Raw genomic sequence first — 2,993 nt, forward strand, 5'->3', positions numbered from 1 at the left:
GTAGGTCGGATTCTCGAATCCGACGTTATCAGGGCATTTGTCGGATACGAGTATCCGAATACAGCCTCTAAAGGTCGTCTGAAAACTTAAAACCCCGTTCCATTTGAACGCAGCAGACGTAGCGTGGGCTTTGCCCGCGAACAAAACTAAAGACGTAGACGTAGGTCGGATTCTCGAATCCGACGTTATCAGGGTATTTGTCGGATACGGGTATCCGAATACAGCCCCAAAGGTCGTCTGAAAACTTAAACCTCCGTTCCGTTTGAATGCAGCAGACGTAGCGTGGGCTTAGCCCGCGAAAAAAACAAAGACGTAGGTCGTCTGAAAACTTAAACCCCGTCCCATTTGACCTCAACAAAAACGACAACCCCATCCCCATCCCACCTGGAGAATCGAAATGTCCAAACTGACCCCACGCGAAATCCTGACTGCCGGCGCAGTCGTGCCCGTCATGGCGATTGACGACTTAAGCACCGCCGTCGATTTGTCCCACGCCCTTGTCGAAGGCGGCATCCCCACCCTCGAAATTACCCTGCGCACCCCCGTCGGCCTCGACGCCATCCGCCTGATTGCCAAAGAAGTGCCCAACGCCATCGTCGGCGCGGGTACGGTAACCAACCCCGAGCAGCTTAAAGCCGTCGAAGACGCAGGCGCGGTTTTCGCCATCAGCCCGGGTTTGCACGAGTCCCTCGCCAAAGCCAGCCACAACAGCGGCATCCCCCTGATTCCGGGCGTTGCTACTCCGGGCGAAGTCCAACTGGCTTTGGAACACGGCATCGATACCCTCAAACTCTTCCCCGCTGAAGTCGTCGGCGGCAAAGCCATGCTCAAAGCACTCTACGGTCCTTATGCCGACGTGCGTTTCTGCCCGACCGGCGGCATCAGCCTCGCCACCGCGCCCGATTACTTGGCACTGCCCAACGTCTTGTGCGTCGGCGGCTCATGGCTGACCCCGAAAGAAGCCGTTAAAAACAAAGACTGGGACACCATCACCCGCCTTGCCAAAGAAGCGGCGGCATTGAAACCCAAAGCCTGATTTGCAACACCCCAAAGGTCGTCTGAAACCGTTTTCTAGGGTTTCAGACGACCTTGTTCTTTCAGGCGGCGTATATTCGGACGAAATCCGCTATAATCCGTACGATTTTTTTCCATTTCGCGGTTCGCAAACCTCCCGCGTTACCAAAACTAGGATTCACCATGCAAAACCAACAAGCCTTGGTCATCTTCTCCGGCGGCCAGGACTCCACCACCTGCCTGATTCAGGCGATTCAAACCTACGGGCGCGAAAACGTCCAAGCCATCACTTTCCAATACGGGCAACGCCACGCCGTCGAGCTGGAACGCGCCCGCTGGATCGCGCAGGATTTAGGCGTCAAACAAACCGTACTCGACTTGAGCCTGATGCAGCAGATTACGCACAACGCCCTGATGGACGACACCGCCGCCATCGAAACCGCTTCAGACGGCCTGCCCAATACCTTCGTAGACGGACGCAACGCCCTGTTCCTGCTCTACGCCGCCATCTACGCCAAAGGACAGGGCATCAGGCATATCATCGCTGGCGTGTGCGAAACCGACTTCTCCGGCTATCCCGACTGCCGCGACGTGTTCGTCAAATCCATGAATGTTACCCTCAATCTGGCGATGGACTACGCCTTCCAAATCCATACCCCGCTGATGTACCTGACCAAAGCGCAAACTTGGGCGCTGGCGGACGAAATGGGCGCGCTGGACTACATCCGCGAACAGACCCATACCTGCTACAACGGCATCGTCGGCGGCTGCCATGAATGCCCGAGCTGCGTGTTGCGCGAGCGCGGGCTGGCGGAATATTTGGAAAGTAAAAGGGTCGTCTGAAAATACAACCATCATCCGATACAAGCCTTATCATGACCAAACTTTATATGTTCTATCTCGGCGGTAACGCAGGACGCTCCAATATAGAAGTGCACGATATCCAATTTGCCGTGTGCGACGATTACCGTGAAGCCATCCCTGCGCTCAAAGCCGCATGGTTCGGCGATGCGGACAAAATCCACATTGACGGCTGGCAGGTTGTCGAATGGGTGGACGGTTACGATGTTGACGTATCCGATACCGCCGAGCCGCAGGGGTCGTCTGAAAACGTCCCGCACCTGTATTTCGTCAATGTCGGCGGTTATCGCGCGGGGCAGCTTGCCGAGGCGCACGCTTTCGGACTGTTCGTTGCCGCCACGCCCGCCGAAGCCAAACACAAAGCCCTGCAAACCCTGTTGACCGACCATATCCAGCAGCATAAAGACAATTTAAAAGACGTGGACAACCTGCTCCGGCTCGACCGCATCGGCAATCACACCATCCGCCTGACCCCGAATCCGCACGGCAAGCCTGCCGAAATGGGCTTTCAGGGTTATTTACCGATTTAAAGTACCCACCATGAAAATTACCAAGATATTCACCTTCGACTCCTCGCACATGCTCGACGGGCATGACGGCAAATGCCAAAACCTGCACGGGCATACCTACAAACTCGAAATCACCGTTTCAGACGACCCCATACGGGGTGGCGCGAAAGACGGCATGGTGATGGATTTCACCGACCTCAAAGCCGCCGTCAAAAAACACATTACCGACCCCTTCGACCACGCGTTTATCTACCACGGCGGCAACGGCCGCGAATGCCAAATCGCCGCGCTCTTGGAGGGCTGGAACATGAAAACCCTGTGCCTGCCCTGCCGCACCACTGCCGAAAATATGGCGGTCGAAATGTATGATCGTTTGAAAAACGCGGGGCTGAAAGTGTGCAGCGTGAAATTGTGGGAAACGCCGACATCGTGTGCGGAGTATGAAGGTGAGTAGGGAATATCTTGAACGTATCGATATAGTAAATTCAAATAAGGTATGCCCAACCGCGTCATTCCCGCGCAGGCGGGAATCCAGAGATTTGGAATTACTGCAATTTTTAAATATTTCTGAAAAACCAAGGTCTGGATTCCCGCCTGCGCGGGAATGAC

At 55.1% G+C, this 2,993-nt stretch carries 4 protein-coding genes; all 4 read left to right on the top strand.

The features are described from left to right. The first annotated feature begins 397 nt into the window (after positions 1-397). The 4 genes from HMPREF2954_RS04200 (at position 398) to queD (ending at position 2,838) form a co-directional block, all read left to right on the top strand. Positions 398-1,036, top strand: coding sequence for a bifunctional 4-hydroxy-2-oxoglutarate aldolase/2-dehydro-3-deoxy-phosphogluconate aldolase (locus HMPREF2954_RS04200; protein WP_003757978.1), 639 nt, complete (start codon positions 398-400; stop codon positions 1,034-1,036). 161 nt (positions 1,037-1,197) lie between these two features. After that, a complete protein-coding gene (gene queC, locus HMPREF2954_RS04205) occupies positions 1,198-1,857 on the top strand; it encodes a 7-cyano-7-deazaguanine synthase QueC (RefSeq protein ID WP_045075693.1) in 660 nt (219 codons plus the stop codon). A gap of 32 nt (positions 1,858-1,889) precedes the next feature. After that, entirely contained in the window at positions 1,890-2,405 is a 516-nt protein-coding gene (locus tag HMPREF2954_RS04210) for a DUF1543 domain-containing protein (RefSeq protein WP_045075695.1), read from the top strand. A 10-nt stretch (positions 2,406-2,415) separates the two neighbouring features. Further along, positions 2,416-2,838 (top strand): 6-carboxytetrahydropterin synthase QueD, encoded by a 423-nt coding sequence (gene queD / locus HMPREF2954_RS04215; RefSeq protein ID WP_045075698.1) that lies wholly within the window; start codon positions 2,416-2,418, stop codon positions 2,836-2,838. Positions 2,839-2,993: the final 155 nt, after the last annotated feature.

Origin of the sequence: Neisseria sp. HMSC067H09, from assembly GCF_001814135.1 — a bacterium.
Lineage (GTDB): Bacteria > Pseudomonadota > Gammaproteobacteria > Burkholderiales > Neisseriaceae > Neisseria.